Genomic DNA, 19774 nt, shown 5'->3' with positions numbered 1-19774 from the left:
GGCGTGCTCCGACGCGGCGGCTCAGAGCCACTTCTTCCGCTTGAACACCGCGTAGAGCGCGAAGCCGAACAGCACCATCAGGCCCAGCGCCCAGGGGTAGCCGAGGCGCCAGTGCAGCTCCGGCATGTCGTCGAAGTTCATCCCGTAGATGCCGGCCACCAGCGTCGGGGCGAAGAGGATCGCCGCCCACGAGGAGATCTTGCGGACCACGTCGTTCTGGGCGAGCCCGGTCTCGGTCTGCCGGCGCGAGACGAGCGTCGAGTGCACCGTGAGCGCCTTGTCGAGGATCGCGCGCAGGGAGTCGACCGCCTCCGTCACGCGGATGGTGTGGTCGAGCACGTCGCGGAGGGAGCGGCGCAGCTCGATCCGCTCCGGCGAGGGCGAGGGCTCCCCCTCCACGGGCGTCGACTCCTGCAGCAGCTCGTGCAGCAGGGCGGTCAGCGGCTGCACCGAGCGCTGGAAGTGGATGACCTCGCGCGAGAGCCGGTAGATGCGCTCCGAGAGCCCGTCGTCCGAGTCGTCGCCGAAGAGCTGGTCCTCGATCTCGTCCACGTCGCCCTGGACGCCGAACACCACCGGCGCGTACTCGTCGACGACCTGGTCGAGGATCGCGTAGAGCACCGCTTCGGGCCCGCGGGCGAGAAGGGCCGGATCCTCCTCCAGGCGGCGGCGCACGCGGGCGAGGTCCGGGGAATCGGCGTGCCGGATGGTGACCACGAAGTCGGGGCCGACGAAGACGTGCAGCTCGCCGAAGACGACCGTCTCGGCGGCGTCCGCGTAGCGCGCCGGCCGCAGCACGACGAAGAGCCCGTCGTCGTAGCGCTCGAGCTTGGCCCGCTGGTGCCCGCTCAGCGCGTCCTCGACGGCGAGCGGGTGCAGCCCGAACTCGTCGGCGACCGCCTCGACCTCCTCGCGCGTCGGGCGGTAGAGGCCGATCCAGGCCATGCCGTGCTCGTCGCGCATCAGCTCGAAGGTGTCCTCGAGCGAGTCGGGGTTCCGGATGCGGCGGCCGTCGACGTACACGGCGTTGTCGACGATGGTCATGGGCTCGGTTCTAGCACGCGGCGCCCGCTCACCAGCTGACCGGCAGCGCCTTGCCCTCCTCGTAGCCCGCGGCCGACTGCAGGCCCACGTGCGCCCGCTCGTGGAAGTCGGCCACGCTCCGGGCGCCGGCGTAGGTGAAGGACGAGCGGACCCCCGAGGTGATCATGTCGAGCAGGTCCTCGACCGAGGGCCGCAACGGGTCGAGGTAGATGGTGGAGGAGGAGATGCCCTCGGCGAAGAGGCGCTTGCGGGCGAGCTCGTAGGCGTCGAGGCGGTCGAAGCGCTCCTGCACCGCCTTGGCCGAGGCCATGCCCCAGCTCTCCTTGTAGACCCGGCCGGCCGCGTCGCTGCGCAGCTCCCCCGGCGCCTCGATCGTGCCGGCGAACCAGGAGCCGATCATCACGGAGGCGGCGCCCGCGGCCAGCGCGAGGGCGACGTCGCGCGGGTAGCGCACCCCGCCGTCCGCCCAGACGTGGGCGCCCAGCTCGTGCGCGCGCTCGGCCGTCTCAGAGGACGGCCGAGAACTGCGGGCGGCCGACCGCGGTCATCATCCGGGTGGTGCACATCGCGCCGGGGCCGACGCCGACCTTGAGGATGTCCGCTCCCGCGTCGACGAGATCGTGCACCGCGTCGGCCGTGACGACGTTTCCCGCCGCGATCGGCACTCCGAGATCGAGCGCGGAGACCGTCCGGAGCGCCCGGAGCATCCCCTCCTGGTGGCCGTGCGCGGTGTCGAGGACGAGGACGTCGACGCCCGCGGAGACGAGCGCGCGCGCCTTCGCCTCGACGTCGCCGTTGATGCCGATCGCCGCCGCGACGCGCAGACGCCCGTCCGCGTCGAGCGCCGGGTCGTAGACGGTGGAGCGGAGGGCGCCGGTGCGCGACAGCGTGCCGACCAGGGCGCCGTGGTGCAGCACGGGGGCGAAGTCGAGGTCGGCGGCCACCATGAGGTCGAAGGCGGCCCGCGCGGTGGGCACGTCGTCGGCGTCGATCGAGGGGGTGGCGGAGTGCACCAGGTCGCCCAGGCGCGCGTCCGGCAGCGCGGTCGCCAGGCGCGAGGCCGGGACGCAGCCGAGGATCGCGCCGCCCTCCTCCTGCACCACGAAGCCGTGGCCGGCGACGGCCGGCAGGATGCGCAGCGCCTCCTCCACGGTCGTCGCCGGCGAGGCGGTGAGGGCGCCGGAGAAGGCGACCGGCTGGCGCTTCACCCAGCGGATCGCGGCGTCCAGCGCCTGCAGGGGCATGTCCTGCGGGAGGACGCCGAGCCCGCCCCGGCGCGCGAGCGTCGCTGCGAGGCGCTGACCGGTGACCGAGTTCATGTTGGAGGAGACGACGGGGATCGTCGCCCCGGTGCCGTCGCCCGGGGCGAGCGAGACGTCGAGGCGGCTCGTCACCGACGAGCGGCCGGGGACGAGGAAGACGTCCGAGTAGGTGAGGTCGCCTGAGGGTGTTCCGCCGGAGAAACGCATGGGGGAAACGCTACTCCGGCGCGGCCCCGGGTCGGCCGTGCAGTGAACGGGGCTAGGCTTGGCGACCGGGACGGGACCAGGCGACGGCACCGGTTCCCGCTGGTGCGAGGAGGACCTCCTCCGCCGCGGTGGCAGGCGCCGAGGGATGCGACGGGCCCGTCCGGATGATCGAGGACGAATCAACGGAGAGAGTGGGCGATCGGCTGTGTCGAGCCAGTTGACCGGAGCAGGAACAGAGCAGGGCGCGGAGGACTTCGGAGCCAACGAGTGGCTCGTGGAGGAGCTGTACGAGCAGTACAGCGCCGACCGCGCCTCGGTGGACGAGTCCTGGTGGCCTATCCTGGAGCGCTACGGCGCCCAGCTCGCGAACTCCGGCAAGGACGCTCCGGCTCCGGCTCCCGCCGCGGCCCCCGCGCCCGCCGCCTCGAAGCCCGCCGCTGCCGCCGAGCGCGTCTCGTCGAGCGGCGGAGGCGCCGTGACCCATCCCGCCGCGGCCTCCTCCTCCGAGTCGACCCCCGCCTCCCGCACCACGTCGAAGCAGCCGAAGGCGCAGCCGATCCCGGCCGACGCTCCGGTGAGCAAGCCCTCCGCCGAGGACTCGACGCCGGACGAGGACGTCGTCACCCCGCTCCGCGGCATGGCGAAGAGCCTCGCGACCAACATGGACGCCAGCCTCAGCATCCCCACCGCGACGAGCGTCCGCACGATCCCGGCGAAGCTGATGATCGACAACCGCATCGTCATCAACAACCACCTGCGCCGCACCCGCGGCGGCAAGGTCTCGTTCACGCACCTGATCGGCTGGGCGCTCATCCGCGCGCTCAAGGACTTCCCGAGCCAGAACGTGTTCTACGACGAGGTCGACGGCAAGCCCGCGGTCGTCGCCCCGGCGCACGTCAACCTCGGCATCGCGATCGACATGCCGAAGCCCGACGGCACGCGCGCCCTGCTCGTGCCGAGCATCAAGCGCGCCGACACGCTCAGCTTCACGGCCTACCTCTCGGCCTACGAGGACCTGGTCAAGCGCGCGCGCGGCAACAAGCTCGTCGCCGGCGACTTCGCGGGCACCACGCTCTCGCTGACGAACCCCGGCGGCATCGGCACGGTCCACTCCGTCCCCCGCCTGATGAAGGGCCAGGGCTGCATCATCGGCGCCGGCGCCCTCGAGTACCCGGCGGAGTTCCAGGGCGCGTCCGAGAAGACGCTGGTCGAGCTGGGCATCGGCAAGACCATCACCCTGACCTCGACCTACGACCACCGCGTCATCCAGGGTGCCGGCTCGGGCGAGTTCCTCAAGATCGTGCACGAGCTCCTGCTCGGCGGCCGCGGGTTCTACGAGGACATCTTCGCCGCGCTGCGCATCCCCTACGACCCGATCCACTGGTCCACGGACATCGCCGTCGACCTCGCCGAGCGCGTCTCCAAGACCGCCCGCGTGCAGGAGCTCATCAACTCGTTCCGCGTCCGCGGGCACCTGATGGCCGACGTCGACCCGCTGGAGTACGTGCAGCGCTCGCACCCCGACCTCGCCATCGAGAGCCACGGCCTCACCTTCTGGGACCTCGACCGCGAGTTCGTCACGGACGGCTTCGGCGGCAAGCGCCAGCTCAAGCTGCGCGACATCCTCGGGATCCTCCGCGACTCGTACTGCCGCACCGTCGGCGTCGAGTACATGCACATCCAGGACCCGGAGCAGCGCGCCTGGATGCAGCAGAAGCTCGAGCGCGGCTACGAGAAGCCGGGCCACGACGAGCAGCTGCGCATCCTGGGCAAGCTCAACGAGGCCGAGGCCTTCGAGACCTTCCTGCAGACCAAGTACGTGGGCCAGAAGCGCTTCTCGCTCGAGGGCGGGGAGTCGCTCATCGCGTTGCTCGACGCCGTCCTGCAGGGCGCGGCCGACGAGCACCTCGACGAGGTGGCGATCGGCATGGCCCACCGCGGCCGCCTGAACGTGCTGACCAACATCGCCGGCAAGACCTACGGTCAGATCTTCCGCGAGTTCGAGGGCACCCAGGACCCGCGCACGGTCCAGGGCTCCGGAGACGTGAAGTACCACCTCGGCACCGAGGGCACCTTCCGCGGTGCTGCGGGCGAGGAGATCCCGGTCTACCTGGCGGCGAACCCCTCGCACCTCGAGGCCGTGAACGGCGTGCTCGAGGGCATCGTCCGCGCCAAGCAGGACCGCAAGCCCATCGGCACCTTCACCACGCTGCCGATCCTCGTCCACGGCGACGCCGCGATGGCGGGCCAGGGCGTGGTGGTCGAGACCCTGCAGATGTCGCAGCTGCGGGCGTACCGCACCGGCGGCACGATCCACATCAACATCAACAACCAGGTCGGGTTCACGACTCCCCCTCACGAGGCCCGCACCTCGATCTACTCGACCGACGGCGCGAAGACGATCCAGGCGCCGATCTTCCACGTGAACGGCGACGACCCCGAGGCGGTCGTCCACGTCGGGCAGCTCGCGTTCGAGTACCGCCAGCGGTTCCACCGCGACGTGGTCATCGACCTGATCTGCTACCGCCGGCGCGGGCACAACGAGGGCGACGACCCCTCGATGACCCAGCCGCTGATGTACAGCCTGATCGAGGCCAAGCGCTCGGTCCGCAAGCTGTACACCGAGGCGCTCGTCGGCCGCGGCGACATCACCGAGGAGGAGTACGACCGCGCCCACCAGGACTTCCAGGACCGCCTGGAGCGCGCGTTCGCCGAGACCCACGCCGCGCAGACCGGCGCGATCCCCGTGATCACCGTCGACGGCGACTCCGTGGCCGACCTCGAGCTGCCCGACGCGCAGCAGGGCGAGGACTACCCGGGCGAGCCCGAGGTGACCGGCGTGAAGACCGAGGTCGTCACCCGCATCGGCGACGCGTTCACGACGCCGCCCGAGGGCTTCACCGTGCACCCCAAGCTCCAGCAGCTGCTGGCGAAGCGCCAGGAGATGAGCCGCTCAGGCTCCATCGACTGGGCCTTCGGCGAGCTGCTCGCGCTCGGCTCGCTGCTGCTCGAGGACACCCCGGTGCGCCTCGTCGGCCAGGACACGCGCCGCGGGACCTTCGTCCAGCGCCACGCTGTCCTCCACGACCGCGAGAACGGCCAGGAGTGGCTGCCGCTGATGAACCTGTCCGAGCAGCAGGCCCGGCTCTGGATCTACGACTCGCTGCTCTCGGAGTACGCGGCGATGGCGTTCGAGTACGGCTACTCGGTGGAGCGGCCCGACTCGCTCGTGCTGTGGGAGGCGCAGTTCGGCGACTTCGCGAACGGCGCCCAGATCGTGATCGACGAGTTCATCTCCTCGGCCGAGCAGAAGTGGGGCCAGCGCTCGTCGCTCGTGCTCCTGCTCCCGCACGGCTACGAGGGCCAGGGCCCCGACCACTCGTCGGCGCGGATCGAGCGCTACCTGCAGATGTGCGCGGAGCGGAACATGACCGTCGCGCGCCCGTCGACGCCGGCGTCCTACTTCCACCTGCTGCGCCGCCAGGCCTACTCCCGGCCCCGCCGCCCGCTGATCGTCTTCACCCCGAAGGCGATGCTGCGCCTGCGCGGAGCCTCGAGCCCGGTCGAGGACTTCACCTCGGGCCGCTTCCAGCCGGTGATCGACGACGCGCGGATCCAGGACGCCTCCGCCGTGAAGCGCGTCCTGCTCCACGCTGGCAAGGTCCACTACGACCTCAAGGCGGAGCTCGAGAAGAAGCCCGACGACGGCATCGCGCTGGTCCGGGTCGAGCAGTACTACCCGGCGCCGATCGAGGAGCTGCGCGGCATCGCCGAGCGCTACCCGGACGCGGAGCTCGTCTGGGTGCAGGACGAGCCCGAGAACCAGGGCGCCTGGCCGTTCATGGCCCTCGAGGTCGCTCCGAAGCTGGGCCGGTCCATGCGCGTGGTCTCGCGCCCGTCCGCGGCCTCCCCCGCGGCCGGCTCGGCCAAGCGGCACGCCTCCGAGCAGGCCGACCTGCTGTCGCGGGCGCTCACCCGCTGACCCGCGGTCCGCACGACGCGGTCGGGCCCGTCGGAACCTCGTGTTCCGGCGGGCCCGTCGCGTTGCGGGCGGACCGTGCCTGACCGCAGGCCCGCAGAGACCGGCAGGAGCGCGCGCGACGTGCGGGTGCCGCGGCGCCCGGAGGCCGCCGGACACGACGGAGCCCCGGCCCTTCGAGGGCCCGCGGTGCGCGGGAGGTCTCGAACGGCCGGGGCTCCCCGGGTCGTGCGGCGCCTAGAGGCGGGCGGGCGCCTGGGAGTGCGCGGCGTGCTCGTCGCGGAGCATGCCGAGCACCTGGGCGCGGAGGTCCTCCGGCGCCGTCTCCTTGCAGGCCCGCTGCACGGCGACCGTCAGCACCACGCCGACCTTCGCCTCATCGGCGCAGTCGACGCATCCCGCCATGTGCTCGCGGATGTCGGCGGCGTCCTCCTTGCACAGCTCGTTGTGGAGGTACTCCTCGAGCTCGGCCTTCGCCTTCGTGCAGCCGCTGTCGGTCATTTCGTGCTCCCGGAAGTGAATGCGGCGCGGAATCCGCGCTCGCGTGCGTAGTCGGTGAGTCGTTCGCGCAGCATGCGCCGGCCGCGGTGCAGCCGGCTCATGACGGTCCCGACGGGGGTCTTCATGATGTCCGCGATCTCCTGGTAGGAGAAGCCTTCGACATCGGCGAAGTAGACGGCGAGCCGGAAGTCCTCCGGGATCGCCTGGAGCGCCTCCTTCACCGCGGTGTCGGGGAGGTGGTCGATCGCCTCCGCCTCGGCCGAGCGGCTGGAGGTGGCCGTGGTCGACTCGGCGCCGCCCAGCTGCCAGTCCTCGAGCTCGTCGATCGCGCTCTGGTAGGGCTCGCGCTGCTTCTTGCGGTACGAGTTGATGAACGTGTTCGTGAGGATGCGGTAGAGCCAGGCCTTCAGGTTGGTGCCCTGCTCGAACTGGCGGAACGCGCCGAACGCCTTCGCGAACGTCTCCTGCACGAGGTCCTGCGCGTCGGAGGGGTTCTTCGTCATCCGCAGACCGGCCGCGTAGAGCTGGTCGATGAAGGGCAGCGCCTGCTGCTCGAAGAGGGAGCGGAGATCGACGGGAGCCTCGACCGGGGCGTCGTCCAGCGACTCCTCGACGGTCTCCACGATCGTCTGCTCCGCGTCGGCGGGCTCGGGAGCCTCGTCGGCGGGGGTGGTGCGGGGTTCGTCGTCGCGAGTCATCACGAGCGATTCTAGAGCGGCGGCGCGGCGGACGACCGGGGTTGCGGCACGAGGGCGCCTCCGGGCGACGGGCCTGCTGCTCCGGAGGACCGGGGGTGCTGCCGTCATGCTCCGCCTCCGTCACGCTCCTGACGACGCCCTGCGCGCCGACTATCCTGACAACCGATGGTCTTCTCGCGTTATTCCGCCCCCGAGTTCGATCCGTACGGCGACGCCCGTGCGCTCCCCGGCGACGACGCCTGGCCCGCACCCCTCGCGGCCGGCGCTCTCGACGCCGAGGTCGGCCTGCCCGGCTCCAAGTCGCTGACCAACCGGGAGCTGGTGCTCGCCGCTCTGGCCGACGGGCCCTCCACGCTGCGGGCGCCGCTGCACTCCCGCGACAGCGCCCTGATGATCGAGGCGCTGCGCTCGCTCGGCACCACGATCCGGGAGTCCGGCTCGACCGGCGGCTTCGGCGCCGACCTGGTCGTGGAGCCCGCGGAGGAGCTGCTCGGCTCGACGACGATCGACTGCGGGCTCGCGGGCACCGTGATGCGCTTCGTCCCGCCGCTGGCCGGCCTCGCGCTCGGCCCCACCACCTTCGACGGCGACGCGTACGCGGCGAAGCGGCCGATGGGGGCGACGATCGCCTCCCTCCGCGCGCTCGGCGTCGACGTCGCCGACGACGGCCGCGGCGCGCTCCCCTTCACCGTCCACGGCTCCGGGGCCGTCCGGGGCGGCGACGTCGTCGTCGACGCCTCGCGGTCGAGCCAGTTCGTCTCGGCGCTCCTGCTGGCCGGCGCCCGCTTCGAGGAGGGACTGCACCTGCGCCATGAGGGCAGCGCCGTCCCCTCCCGGCCCCACATCGACATGACCGTCGCCGCACTGGCGGCACGGGGCGTCGAGGTCGGCACGCCCGCCGACGGCGAGTGGACCGTCGCGCCGCAGCCCATCGCCGGCGCCGACGTGCTGATCGAGCCCGACCTCTCGAACGCCGCGCCGTTCCTCGCTGCGGCCCTCGTCACGGGCGGCCGCGTCCGGCTTCGCCACTGGCCGGCCGTCACCACGCAGGTCGGGGCGCACCTCGAGCGGATCCTGCCGCTGTTCGGCGCCCGCGTCGAGCGCGACGGCGAGGACCTCGTGGTCACGGGCGGCGACGAGATCCTGGGCGTGGACCTCGACCTGTCGGAGGGAGGCGAGCTCGCCCCCGCCCTCGCCGCCCTCGCCGCGCTGGCCTCCACTCCCAGCACCCTGACCGGGATCGGCCACATCCGTCACCACGAGACGGACCGCCTCGCCGCCCTCGCCGCCGAGATCACCGGCCTCGGCGGCCGGGTCACGGAGCTCGAGGACGGTCTGCGCATCGAGCCCGCCGAGCTCCACGGCGGCCGCTGGCGCACCTACTCGGACCATCGCATGGCCCACGCCGGCGCCCTGATCGGCCTCGTGGTCCCCGGCGTGGTGATCGAGGACGTCGCGACGACAGCGAAGACCCTCCCCCAGTTCCCGGAACTGTGGACGACCCTCGCCGGATCGGTCTGACCCGTGTCGTGGTGGACGGACAGCGGCCTCGACGCCGACGGTGCTCTCGACGACTTCGACGGGTACGACGAGTCGGACGCGCGGGTGCGCCCGAACCCGAAGGGCACGAAGCCCCGGACCAAGAACCGGCCCGCCTACGAGGACGCAGAGATCGCGATGGTGCTCGGCGTCGACCGGGGTCGCTACACGGTGATGATCGGCGACGGGACGCCCGAGGAGCACGAGTTCACGGCGGCCCGGGCCCGCGAGCTGCGGCGCCAGGCGATCGTGGCCGGCGACCGCGTCGACGTGGTCGGGGACTCCAGCGGCGACGAGGGGACGCTCGCCCGCATCGTCCGCATCCGCGAGCGGTCGACCCTCCTCCGCCGCAGCGCCGACGACACCGACGCGATCGAGCGCGTGATCGTCGCCAACGCCGACCAGATGCTCTGCGTGGTGGCCGCCGCCGACCCCGAGCCCCGGACCCGGCTGGTCGACCGCTACCTGGTCGCCGCCTTCGACGCCGGGATCACTCCGATGCTCTGCATCACCAAGACCGACCTCGCGGACCCGGCCCCGTTCCTCCGCAACTTCGAGGGGCTCGACCTCCGCGTGTTCCTCTCGAGCCAGGACGAGCCGCCGGTCGACGAGATCGCCGACGCCCTCCTCGGCCACGAGACCGTGGTCGTCGGGCACTCCGGAGTCGGCAAGTCCACCCTCGTGAACAAGCTCGTCCCGGACGCGCACCGGGCCATCGGGCGCGTGAACACCGTGACGGGCCGCGGTCGGCACACCTCGTCCTCCACCGTCTCGCTCCGCGTGGAGCGCGGCGACCGGCACGGCTGGGTCATCGACACCCCCGGCGTCCGCTCGTTCGGACTCGGCCACGTGAACACCGACAACATCCTCGGCGCGTTCACGACCCTCGCCGTGATCGCCCGGGACTGCCCGCGCGGCTGCACGCACCTGCCCGACTCCCCCGACTGCGCCATCATCGAGGCTGTCGAGGGCGGACTGCTGGGCGCCAGCGGACCGGAGCGCCTCGACTCGCTCCAGCGCCTCCTGACCACCTTCGCCACGACCGACGGAAGCAGACGATGACCGACCTCTCCCCCCTCCCCGCCGAGGCGCGCCTCGCCGTCGGCGACTCCGCTCCGGAGTTCACGCTGCCGAACCAGGACGGCGAGCCCGTCTCGCTCACGGAATACCGCGGACGGCGCGTCATCCTGTTCTTCTACCCCGAGGCCGACACCCCCGGCTGCACCACGGAGGCCTGCGACTTCCGCGACAACGCGGCGTCCCTCCGCGACTCCGGCTACGAGGTCCTCGGGATCTCGCGGGACGCCCCGGAGGCGCTGCGCCGCTGGGCCGACGCCCAGGGCATCGCGTATCCGCTGCTGAGCGACCCCGACATGACCGTGCACCGCGCGTACGCGGTGTGGGGCGAGAAGAGCCTCTACGGCAAGACCGTCGTCGGCGTGCTGCGCTCGACGTTCGTCGTCGGAGCCGAGGGAGCGCTCGAGTTCGCGCAGTACGGCGTCCGGGCGACCGGGCACGTGCAGGCGCTCCGCAAGAAGCTGAAGCTCGTCTGACCCCGGGGCGCGCGGTGCAGGTCATCGCGCGCCACCGGCTCTCGGGGTTCTGCTCATCTGCGAGCATCTCTCATGTCGACGTGAGCGGCACCGCCCGGTGCCCCGTCGGGACGAGGGGTGGTCAGGGTGCGCTCGAATGCTCGCAGGACGAAGGCCGGAGCGGCGATCGCGGTCGTGGCCGCTGTACTGGCGGGCTGCACGCCACCGGAGCCGGCGCTCACCACCGCCAGGGTGCTGCAGGCGGTGTCCGTCGCCGTCTCGTCCGACGGGGGTGTCCGTGCGATCGAGGGGACGGCCCTCGCCGTCGGCGACGACCCGTCCGACACCTCGGCGACCACCACCGTCTACGATCCCCCCGAGGTCGCCGCCGACCTGCCGGTCCGTGTCCGGCCCTCGTGGCGCACCGCCGACGCCTCGGGCACCGATCCGGCCGACCTCGCCGGGCGCTCGGGTCGGATCGAGATCTCGCTCGCGGTGGAGAACCTGACGGTCCGGCCCGAGGAGGTCGCGTTCGACGCGGCCGGTCGTGCAGCCCGCCGCAGTGCACTCGTCGGCGCTCCGCTGACGATCGCAGCCTCCGCGGTCCTGCCGGGCGTCTCGCCGAGTCGCGTCGTCACCGAGAGCGAGTCGGGTGCCGTCACCAACGGCGTGCTCAGCCGTGACGAGCACGGAGACGCCGTCGTGCAGTGGGCCGCTCTCCTCGCTCCCCCGGGCGGTGGCGCGACGGCGACGCTGACCCTCGTCGCCGACGTCGCCGACTTCGCCGTCCCCGCCTTCGACCTGGCGGTCCAGCCCGGCCTGAGCACCGACCCGACCACCGAGGGGGCGCTGGGCGCCGCGTTCGACTCCTCCGACGCCTCGCCGCTCGCCCTCGAGCGCCGCACGATCGAGGTCGTCACCGCGGTGGACGACCTGCTGACGCAGGCCGGCACCACCGTCGCCGAGGTGCGGGCCTCGCTCGACGCGACCTCCGAGACTCTCGGTGTCCGCACGGCCGAGGAGCTGCGGGCCGGCGCCGCCTCGACGGCGGCCTCGATGCAGAGCCTCTCCGGGCAGCTCGGCGCGCTCCGGGCGCAGCTGTCGTCGACGGTCTCGGGCACCGAGTCCGGCCTGCTGGCGCAGCTGTCCGAGGCGATCGACGCGGTGGACGCCCTGCTGGGCGATACATCGGCCGCGGTGCCGCCGCCGACGGTCTCGGGCAGCGGATGCGGACTCGCCGTCGACGGCGGCCGCTCCGGCTCGATCCACTCCGAGCTGCTGCGGCTCACGGCCGAGCTCGACGCGTACGGAGCGGCGGCCGAGTCCTGCCGCGACGAGGTCGTCGCGGCTGTCCGTGCTGCCGCGGGGCCGGCACATCCCTCCGCCGAGACCTGCACGGCACCCTCGACCACCTGCTCCCTCGCCGCCTCCGGAGCCGCCGTCGACACCGTGCTGCTCGGGATGCTCGATCGCGGGCAGGACCTCGTCGACTCCCTGCAGCCGGAGCTGATGGACGGCGTGCAGGCCGGGTTCGCCGCCCTCGCGAGCAGGGTGGACGCCGCGTCGGCCTCGGTGGACACCCTGGCCGACCCGGAGGGATCCGTCACCCGGGCACTCGCCGCCCTGTCGGCGACGCTGGACGAGCTCGACGCGGACACCGCGGGCCTGGAGACGACGGTCGCCTCGGTCGGCACCGCCGCCACGACCGCCCTGGACGAGCTCGGCACGCCGACCAGCACGGGGTCGCTGTCGGCGCAGAACCAGGAGCTGGCCGATCGGCTCTGCGAGCTGTCGCCGGCGACACAGTCCCCTGCTGCCGCACCCACGCCGACCAGGCGCCCGACGCGCGCACCCGTGGAGGTGACCCGGGGCTCCGTCGAGGAGCTCCGCGCCTACCTGACCGAGACGCCCTGCTCCGGCACGGGCCGCCTCGACGCTCCCGACGGCTATCCGGCCCCCCTGGCCGACCGGCTGAGCGACCAGGTCCACGCGTGGACCGCCGTCGCCTCCACCGTCGGCAGCACCGGCGCTAGCGCCGACCTCGCCGCCCTGCGCGCCGCGCTCGCCACGGTCCGCGGAGGCGTGGCCGAGGCCGGCGCGACGGCCGGCTCGGACGACACGCGCCTCACCGGCCTGCTCGCCTCCCTCCGCACCGGCGTCGACGCGCTGACCGCTCAGCGCGACGCACTCGGCACCCGCATCGACGCTCTCGGTGCCCAGCAGGACGCTCTCGCACCGGCGATCCAGAATGCGTTCGCCGAGGCGGACACGGCAGCCGCATCCGCGGTCACCGCACTCCTCGACGAGCAGGTGCGGCGGATCTCGACGCGCTCCGGCGCCGACGCCGACGCGGTCGTCGCGATGTTCGACCGGTCGGTCTCGAGCCTGCGCACGGCCTCCTCCGGCATCCACTCCGACGGTGCAGCGACGGTGGACGCCGGGCACCGGGCTCTCCGCACCGCGGAGGCCCGGATCGGCGGGGCCGTCTCTGAGCGGACGCGCGCCTCCCTGGCCGGCATCGCGACGACGATCGACGCCTCGACCCGCGACACCGACGCGGCCGCCGCGCTCCTCGCAGCCGATCTGCACAAGGTGCTCCTGGACCTCGGCGACCGGACGGTCGGCGGCTCCGGCCTGCTCGGATCGATGACCACGAGTGCCGCGAAGGTCGGCACCGCCGACGTGCAGCTCGCCCTCGCCTCGCAGAGCGCGCGGGGCTACGCCGCGGTGCGGTCCGAGGACGTCTCGGGCATCCTGCTGGTGCAGGCCCAGGAGCGGGCCTCCCTCCGGGCCGGGGATGCGCTTCCCGCGTTCCACCTCGACCTGCCCGAGGGCGCGCGGACCCGAACGGTCTACTCCTTCCGGATCGGGGACGAGCGATGACCCGCCTGGGCAGGCGCGCGGCGCAGCACCCCCGCACCGCCCGACGGAGCCCGATGCTGATCGGCGGCGCCGTCGCCCTCCTCGGCGTCAGCGGTGCCCTCGTCTCCCTCCTGCCGCCGCAGTCGGCTCCGATGACGGAGGTCGCCGCTCTGCCTGTCGGCTTCTCGTGCGCCCGGGTGCCCGAGCGGATGACGCTCGGGGTGGTGGTCTCGCTCAGCTCGGCTCCGGGCGAGGGCGCGGAATGGAAGGACGCGGCGAACGGCGCCGTCGTCGCCGCGCACCGGTCAGCGATGGGCGGCTGCGAGATCGGTCTCGTCGCCGTCGACGACCACGGGACGCCCGAGGGTGCCCGCGCCGCCGTCGAGGAGCTGACGGGGCAGGGCGTGTCCGGCCTCGTCCTCGCGGCCCACGGCACCCACACCGCTGCAGCCGTGGACGCCGCTCGGGCCGCGGGGACAGCGGCCGTCCTCCCCTACGGAGGCGGCCCCGACCTGCCCGGCGACGGCGTCTGGTCCCTCGGACCCGACACCGCCTCGGCCGACGCGGCACTCGTGGAGGAGGCCGGCGGAGGCGCCCGGGTACTCCTCGTCGACACCGGTGGAGGCACCCCGACCGGTCTCTCGCCCGCCGCGACGGTGACCGCCGATCCCGGCGCCGCCGCGGACGTGATCATCACCGCCGCCCGCCCGCACCTCGAGGGCGAGCTGGCGGTCGAGCGCGTCGTCGTGTCCGGCCCCGCCGCGGCGCAGGCGACGGCGGTCGCCGCTCTGCAGGCGGCGGGGGCGTCCGTCCCGATCCTGCTCACGCCCGACGCGCTGAGCCCCGCCTTCGCTCCCGCCCTGGCCGCGGCCGGAGGCACCCTCTCGGGAGATCTGACGACGATCGGCACGGATTCCGGCGACGCGGTCGCCCTCCGCGGCGACGAGCGCGGACGCGCGGCCTCCGCGTTCCTGGGGGCCGTGCGGATGACCGCCGACGATGCCGCGCGGGCGACCCTCCTCGGCGACCGTTCGTTCCGCGATCTCGCCGCGGTCGTGGACGCCCCCAGCCACGACGCCGTCGTGGCGCTCGTGCGAGCCGCGGCCGTCGCAGGCAGCAGGGAACCCTCGGCGGTCGCCGCCGCACTACGGGGATCCACGATCGGACCGGCGGACGGGCTCGCCGGTCCGCCGCTCGACTTCGGCGCCGCGCACGCTCTGGACGCCCCGGCACTCCCCCTCCACTCCTCGCCGCAGCGCCTCGGCCTGCGGCCCGCCGACCCGCCGCTGCTCTGGTTCGCCGGACAGCCCCGACCGTGAGCCCCCGGTGCGACTCCTCCTCGACCTCGACGGCACCCGCTCCGACATCGACCTCGGCCGCCACAACGACTCCGCGACACTCGGCGAGCTGATCGCCACCGCAACCGGGCACCGCCTCCCGCCCGGGACGGCCCTCGCCGTCGACACCGTCCTGCACCCTGTGGAGACCCGGCTGGCCGATCTGCTGCTGCTCGAGGGAACGCGGATCGCCCGCTCCCCCCTGCCCCGACCTGCCGCGGCCCGCGGGTGGACGGCCGTGCTGTCGGGCGGTCTCGGCGCGGGAGCCGTGGTCGAGATCCCGCGGGCCCGCGCGCTGATCGTGGGCCGCTCCCCGCACGCCGACGTCGTCCTCGACACGGCGAGCGCCTCCTGGGAGCACTTCTCGGTGACCCGCGAGGGCGACGGCCTGCGGGTGCACGACGCCGACAGCACCAACGGCACCCTGGTCGACGGCGTCTCCGCGACCGGGGACGGGGTCCTCGTCTCCGACGCCGTGGTCGTGATCGCCGGTGGGGCGGCTCTCCGACTGCGCCCCGCGCCTCCCGAGCTCCTCGCGCCCGAGCCGGGGAGCACGGACAACGTCACCGCGACGGCGACCGTTCCCTTCAACCGGCCGCCGCGACCGGGACGTCCGGCGGCCGGCGAGGCGGTCGTCCCGCCGGCCCGCCTCGAGATCGCCTCCGCCACGACCTTCAGCGTGATCACCGTCGCCGCGCCGCTCGTCCTCGCCTTCGCGATGGTCCTCATCATGGGCGATGCGCGCTACGCCCTCTTCGCCGCGCTCAGCCCCGTGGCCGGGGTGGGCATGTGGTTCGAGCAGCGGCACCGGCACGCCCGAGCGACCCGGTCCGAGGAGCAGCGCTACGGCGAGGCGCTGCAGACGCTCCGCGACGACATCGCCCGTTCCGCGCGTGTCGAACGGGCCCGCCTCGAGGAGGACGCGCCCGACCCGGCGACGACGATCCGCCGGGCGGCGCTGCCCGCCACGTCGCTGTGGCAGCGGCGCGCGACCTCCGCCGATGTGCTCCGCCTGCACATCGGCGTCGGCGACGTCCCGTGGTCTCCCCCGCTCGATCAGCGCGGAGTGCCGCGGCTCGAGGAGGAGGTGCGCGCGATCCTCGCGGTGAGCGTCGTCCCGAGCGCGCCGGTGTCCATCGATCTCGCGGACTCGGGCGTCGTCGGGATCGTCGGCGACCGCGAGGGCGGCCTCGCTCTGGCGAGGAGCCTGCTCTGCCAGGCGGCGGTCCACTGCGGTCCGGCCGACCTGGCGATAGGGGTGTTCTGCGACCGGCGACGCGACTCCGACTGGAGCTGGGCCTCCTGGCTCCCCCACACGCGTCTGGCCGGGGGCGGACGCCGCCTCTCCGACCGGCGCGACCGCAGCTCCGAGCTCCTCCGCGCCCTCCGCGACGAGGACTCGCCGCGCGTGCTCCTGGTGCTCGACTCCGACGTGCTGACCGAGGGACGCGCCGCTCCGGCGCGCGAACTCCTCGGACTCGGCCGCGGCGAGCGCGAGGCGGCGACCCGGATCTCCGGCCTCGTCCTCGCGGCGTCGGAGGAGCAGCTCCCCGCCTCCTGCACGGTCGTCGTCCGGGTCGGAGCTGACGCCTCAGCGGTCCTCTCCCGGCCCGACGAGCGGATCACCGTCGAGGACGTGGTGCTCGCCGGTCTCGCCTCCTCCACGGTCGAGCGCTGTGCGCGCGACCTGGCGCGCTTCGAGGACCCGGAGCTCGTCACCGCGGGGGCGGCTCTCCCCGCGCTCGTGCGGCTGCCGCCGCTCCTGGGCGCCGATCGTCCGACCGCCGCGGACGTCCGGGGGTGGTGGTCGAGCGCCCGGGGCGTGCGCGCGCCCGTCGGCTCGTCCGAGCACGGTCCGCTCGTGCTCGATCTCGTCGCCGACGGCCCGCACGGCCTGGTCGGCGGCACCACGGGCTCGGGCAAGAGCGAGTTCCTGCGCTCCTTCGTGGCCGGCCTCGCGGCCTGGAACGATCCGACGCGCCTCACCTTCGTGCTCATCGACTTCAAGGGGGGTGCAGCGTTCGCGTCCTGCGAGCGGCTCCCGCACACGATCGGCACCATCAGCAACCTCGACGCCCAGCTCGCCGACCGCGCGCTGCGCTCGCTCGAGGCCGAGATGCGGCGTCGTCAGCGGCTCTTCGCCGCCGCCGGCGAGGGTGTCGACGACCTCGACGCTTACTGGGCCACCTCGCCGCCGGAGCCGATGCCGCGGCTCCTGCTCGTCGTCGACGAGTTCGCCGTTCTCGCGAAAGAGCATCCCGACGTCCTGACGTCCCTCGTGAGCGTCGCCGCGGTCGGCCGGACGCTCGGCGTGCACATGATCCTCGCCACCCAGCGTCCGGCCGGAGTGGTGAACGACGACATCCTCGCCAACACCAACCTCCGCGTCGCCCTCCGGGTGCAGAGCCGGGACGACTCCGCCGACGTGATCGGAGTCGCGAGCGCGGCCGGGATCTCCCGCTCCCAGACCGGCCGGGCGTATGTGAAGCGTGGCCAGAACGACATCTCGCCCGTCCAGACGGCGCTGGTCACCGGTCGAGCGGAGGCGGCGGCCGTCGAGGCGATCGAGGTCCGCCCGGTCGGACCCACGGGCGTCCCCGTCGAGGGCCCCTCCCCTGTCGCCGCCGACGAGACGGCCCCGACCGATCTCGACCTCCTGATCGACGCGGTGGTCGAGGCGGACGCCGCTTCGGGCTTCGGCCCTCCCCGCCCGATCTGGCCGGAGCCGCTCGAGGACACCGTGGCCCTCAGCGGGTTCGGTGCGGAGGAGTCCGACCTCGGTCGCGTCGTCGGCGACGTCCTGCACGTCGCACTCTCGGACGACCCCGACCGGCAGCGCCGGACGCCGACCGGCTGGGATCTGGGCGAGGGGAACCTGCTCCTCATCGGCATCCCCGGCAGCGGCACCAGCACGGCGCTCGCGTCGATCGCGCTGACGGCCGCCCGCCACTTCCCCCCGGACGAGCTCGACCTCTACGTCCTCGCTGCCGGTTCCCGCGACTCCGCCCCGCTTGCGCGACTCCCGCACACCGTCTCCTACGTCGGCGCAGGTGGCGGATCCCACGAGAAGCAGACCCGGTTCCTCCGTCACCTGCGCGACGAGGTGCGCCGGCGCCGAGCATCGCCCGGGGGCCACCGTCGTGCGCTGGTGCTCGTCGACGGTCTCGCCACTCTGAAGGACGAGTTCCAGGACTGGGAGGGCCTGGCTCTGATGGAGGCGTTCACCCGCGCCTACGCCGACGGACCGGAGCTCGGCCTGCACTTCGCGGTGACGAGCACCCGGGCGAGGGCGATCCCCTCGGTGATGGAGGAGGTCACGACGCAGAAGTGGCTGTTCCGCCTCGCCGACCCGCAGGACTACGCCGCCGCCGGGGTGAAGCCGGTGCAGGCGCCGGCAGCGGTGCCGGGGCGCTGCGTTCTCACCTCGTCGCTCCTGCAGACGCAGGTCGCGACTCCGAGGGCCGGTCTCGACGACGCGATCGCCGAGCTCGCGGCCGCCTGGCCGGATGCGCGCGGCAGGACGAGCACGGTCGGCACGCTTCCTGACAGGGTCGCCGTGAGCGCGCTCGGGATCGAGGCCCGCTTCGATCGCGAGCCGTGGCTGCTCCCGATCGGCCTCGGCGAGTCGGACCTCGCCCCGCTGGCGTTCCAGGTCTTCGAGGGCGAGCACGTCGTCATCGCCGGACCCGCCCGATCGGGCAAGTCGACCGTGCTGCTCGCCCTGGCCGAGGCGGCGCGGGCCGCCGGCTCGGTCGCCGTCTGGGGAGTGTGCGATCGACGCTCCCCGCTGAGGGGCGCCGACCTCGACCGACTCGCTGTGGGCGCGGAGGAGCTCCGCACCCTCCTCGCGTCGCTGTCGACGGAGGAGGGCCCCGTGCTGCTCCTCCTTGACGACGCCGAGCGCTGGGACGACACCGACCAGGCGCTGATGAGGCTGGTCTCGTCGGGTCGCCCGGGACTCTGCGTCGTGCTGGCCGGCCGGTCGAGCGAGCTCCGCAGCCATTTCGGGAACTGGACGAAGAAGGCGGCGGCCTCCCGCTCCGTGCTGCTGCTCCAGCCCGACGTCGACAACGACGGCACTCTCCTCGGCGCGCAGATCCCGCGGCGCTTCCCCGTCCCGCCCACGGTGGGCCGGGGCTTCGTCAGCCTCGACGGCGAGATCCACTTCGTGCAGTCGGTCTCGCCGACGCCGGCGGACGGCGGCTGATCAGCGCCCTCGGGCGGGTGATCGCGCCTCCGCCACCGAGTCGATCGGCGCGTCCTCCTCGAGAGCGCTCCGATCACTCCGAGACGCACCGATGGAGGTGCGCGGAGGAAGGAGCGCGGAGACGACGAGCACGTCCCGCCCCCGCTCGCCGGAGCACGCAGGGGCGGGACGGCCGGTCAGCTCCCTCCGCCGGCGGCGAAGATGTTCTGCGAGATCGTCGCCAGCTGGCTGCGCAGCTCCTCGAGCTCCTGCTTGGCCTTCTCGAGGGCCGACTTCGTCTCCGGCCAGGTCGACGAGCGGAACTGCGAGGCCAGCGGACCGTCCCAGACGTTCGGATCGGACAGTGTCCGCCCCTGTGCGTCGAGCCGGCTGATCTGATCGGCGAGGCCGCCGTTGACGATCGACTGGATCTGCTGGATCGCGGACTTCGCCTCGTCGGTCGAGAGAACACGTGACATGGATCACACCTTTCTACCCCTGCGGACGGGACCGTCCCGCCCGCTCCCCACTCCACCGTCGTTTCATGAGGATGTCTCGTCATGGTAGAAGGCAAGACAGCACAAACGGCTCGCGTGGCGTCGACGGCTCGACACTGGCGCGGGAGGT

Annotated in this window: 11 protein-coding genes and 1 pseudogene; 7 read left to right on the top strand and 5 right to left on the bottom strand. The window is 73.3% G+C overall.

Translation table 11 applies throughout. The features are described from left to right. Positions 1–21: 21 nt before the first annotated feature. Together corA and C5C50_RS00380 are read right to left on the bottom strand one after the other, a co-directional pair. Entirely contained in the window at positions 22–1044 is a 1023-nt protein-coding gene (corA, locus tag C5C50_RS00385) for a magnesium/cobalt transporter CorA (protein WP_104272594.1), read from the bottom strand. A gap of 28 nt (positions 1045–1072) precedes the next feature. After that, a pseudogene (locus C5C50_RS00380) lies at positions 1073–2513 on the bottom strand (GuaB1 family IMP dehydrogenase-related protein). A 205-nt stretch (positions 2514–2718) separates the two neighbouring features. Here C5C50_RS00380 and C5C50_RS00375 point away from each other — a divergent pair. Beyond that, complete coding sequence (locus C5C50_RS00375; protein WP_181133863.1) at positions 2719–6495, top strand: multifunctional oxoglutarate decarboxylase/oxoglutarate dehydrogenase thiamine pyrophosphate-binding subunit/dihydrolipoyllysine-residue succinyltransferase subunit; 3777 nt, start codon at positions 2719–2721, stop codon at positions 6493–6495. Between the two features lie 234 nt (positions 6496–6729). Here the strand turns inward: C5C50_RS00375 and C5C50_RS00370 are convergent, their stop codons facing one another. Both C5C50_RS00370 and C5C50_RS00365 read right to left on the bottom strand, forming a co-directional pair. Next, positions 6730–6993, bottom strand: coding sequence for a zf-HC2 domain-containing protein (locus C5C50_RS00370; RefSeq protein ID WP_104224116.1), 264 nt, complete (start codon positions 6991–6993; stop codon positions 6730–6732). Then, positions 6990–7691, bottom strand: a complete 702-nt coding sequence (locus C5C50_RS00365; RefSeq protein WP_104224117.1) for a sigma-70 family RNA polymerase sigma factor — start codon at positions 7689–7691, stop codon at positions 6990–6992. The genes C5C50_RS00370 and C5C50_RS00365 overlap by 4 nt, the downstream gene beginning before the upstream one ends. A gap of 165 nt (positions 7692–7856) precedes the next feature. Between C5C50_RS00365 and aroA the strand changes: the two genes are divergently transcribed. The 6 genes from aroA (at position 7857) to C5C50_RS00335 (ending at position 19168) form a co-directional block, all read left to right on the top strand. Further along, positions 7857–9212: a 3-phosphoshikimate 1-carboxyvinyltransferase gene (gene aroA, locus C5C50_RS00360; protein ID WP_104225496.1), complete on the top strand. Its 1356-nt coding sequence runs from the start codon at positions 7857–7859 to the stop codon at positions 9210–9212. Positions 9213–9215: 3 nt separating this feature from the next. Beyond that, positions 9216–10292 carry a ribosome small subunit-dependent GTPase A gene (gene rsgA / locus C5C50_RS00355; protein WP_104224119.1) on the top strand — a complete coding sequence of 359 codons (1077 nt, stop codon included), beginning with the start codon at positions 9216–9218 and terminating at the stop codon, positions 10290–10292. Further along, positions 10289–10783: a thioredoxin-dependent thiol peroxidase gene (gene bcp / locus C5C50_RS00350; protein WP_104225495.1), complete on the top strand. Its 495-nt coding sequence runs from the start codon at positions 10289–10291 to the stop codon at positions 10781–10783. Before rsgA ends, bcp begins: the two co-directional genes overlap by 4 nt. A gap of 126 nt (positions 10784–10909) precedes the next feature. Further along, positions 10910–13645, top strand: coding sequence for a hypothetical protein (locus C5C50_RS00345; RefSeq protein WP_146085832.1), 2736 nt, complete (start codon positions 10910–10912; stop codon positions 13643–13645). Then, positions 13642–14943 carry an ABC transporter substrate-binding protein gene (locus C5C50_RS00340; protein ID WP_146085831.1) on the top strand — a complete coding sequence of 434 codons (1302 nt, stop codon included), beginning with the start codon at positions 13642–13644 and terminating at the stop codon, positions 14941–14943. Before C5C50_RS00345 ends, C5C50_RS00340 begins: the two co-directional genes overlap by 4 nt. Before the next feature lie 7 nt (positions 14944–14950). Further along, on the top strand, positions 14951–19168 hold the full coding sequence (locus C5C50_RS00335; RefSeq protein WP_104272590.1) for an FtsK/SpoIIIE domain-containing protein: 4218 nt from the start codon (positions 14951–14953) through the stop codon (positions 19166–19168). Positions 19169–19344: 176 nt separating this feature from the next. Here the strand turns inward: C5C50_RS00335 and C5C50_RS00330 are convergent, their stop codons facing one another. Continuing rightward, entirely contained in the window at positions 19345–19626 is a 282-nt protein-coding gene (locus tag C5C50_RS00330) for a pyrophosphorylase (RefSeq protein WP_104224124.1), read from the bottom strand. Positions 19627–19774 lie beyond the last annotated feature (148 nt).

The sequence above is a fragment of the Rathayibacter sp. AY1D9 genome (assembly GCF_002932395.1).
Classification (GTDB): Bacteria; Actinomycetota; Actinomycetes; order Actinomycetales; family Microbacteriaceae; genus Rathayibacter.
This window is presented reverse-complemented; position numbering and strand designations above follow the sequence as displayed.